This window comes from Chlorobium phaeovibrioides, assembly GCF_003968655.1.
GTDB classification, from domain to species: domain Bacteria; phylum Bacteroidota; class Chlorobiia; order Chlorobiales; family Chlorobiaceae; genus Chlorobium; species Chlorobium phaeovibrioides.
On the sequence record NZ_RXYK01000041.1, the window covers coordinates 1 to 1675 of the forward strand.

General features: G+C 59.0%; 1 protein-coding gene. It reads left to right on the forward strand.

Translation table 11 applies throughout. From position 1 onward, the window contains the following. The coding region (locus EKD02_RS09795) for a VCBS domain-containing protein (RefSeq protein ID WP_148102977.1) at positions 1-1675 on the forward strand (1675 nt) is incomplete at both ends.

Genomic DNA, 1675 nt, shown 5'->3' on the forward strand with positions numbered 1-1675 from the left:
ATGCAGGACTGAAGTTCACGCCCTCGGCCAACAGCACGAGCAGCGGAACATTTCAGGTCCAGGGTTCGACGACGAACTCTGAGGGCGGCCTCGGCGGTTCAGTGGTGACTGCCTCCATCACGGTTGCGCAGGTCAACGATGCCCCGACATCGACGAATGACAGCGTGACAACCAGTGAGGATACGCCGATTGTGCTCTCTATGAGCGATTTCGGTACCTTCGCCGATGTGGATGGAGATACAGTGGCGGGCGTAACAATCACAACACTGGAGTCGCACGGCTCCCTGCAATACAGCAGCAACGGGACGGACTGGTCCGATGTCACGCTAAACCAGGCTGTCAGTAAGGCGGACATAGATGCTGGGCATCTCCGATTTGCACCAGCACAAGATGCCAGCGGCAGCAACTATGATGCGATAGGCTTCAAGGTATTCGACGGCAAGGCATATAGCGACTCTGCCGCTACATTGATGGTGAATGTCACGGCGGTGAACGATGCGCCCGGGTTCGGATCTGCCCAGAGCCTGGCGGCAGTGAACGAAGACACGGCCTCGCCTGCAGGCGCGACCCTCACCAGCCTCTTGAGCGGTACATTCTCCGATGCCGACGGCAACACCTTTGCCGGTATTGCCATCACTGCCAACGGTGCCAACAGCAGCACAGAGGGGACATGGCAGTACACCACCGACGGTGGTTCGAACTGGTACGCCGTCGGCTCGCGCACGACAAGCGCAGCGCTTCTTCTCGGGAACACTGCCGATACCAAACTGCGTTTTGTGCCCGTCTCCAATTACAACGGCACGCCGGGAGCGCTGATGGTGTTTGCGGTCGATAGCAGTGCGGCGACGACATGGACCTCCGGCTCCGGCGCCCAGACCTTCGATACGACGACAGATGCTTCCGATTCGAAGGTATCTGCTGCAGGAGTCAGTCTCGGCACCTCGATAGCCTCGATCAACGATTCGCCGACCCTTTCGGCCGGTGCGCCAACGGCTACGCTGGTCGAGAAGGGCGGCGCGTATAACGGTACTGTCGGGACGGCAACCTCCTCAATTACCTTCACAAAGGGGGATGTTGACGGCACGGCCAGCTATGATACAGCCTGGCTCGGAACCAACGGGTGGGTAACAACCGACAGCGATGCGACCTATACGAAGAAGGGAACCTACGGCACTGCCACATTGACCGTATCAAGCGGCGTGGTTGCCTACGCGCTTGATGACAGCGACAGCGATACCCAGGCGCTGACCGCCGCTTCCAGCGTAACCGACCTCTTTACCGTCCGGGTGACGGACGGCACTGCAACCACGATCGGAGATGCGCGCTTTTCCATAACAGGCACGAACGACGCGCCGACATTGACGGGTCTTGAAGGTAAGACTGTTCTGGAAAATGCCTCTGCTGCATTTATAGACAGTTCTTTGGCTTTTGGTGATGTGGATTCCGTGAATCTCGACGGAGGCACCCTGACGGTCTCGGGTCTCGACGGCGAGGATGTGGTGTCGATCGCCACCGGAGTGGCCCACAGCAACGGTGCCATACAGCGCGACGGCAACAATGTTCAGGTCTCGGATGGATCTGCATGGACGACAATCGGAACGATCGGGACCACGACAGGCACGACAGGATCCGGAGAGAGCCTTCTCATCACCTTCAACAGCAGCGCGACCCCGAC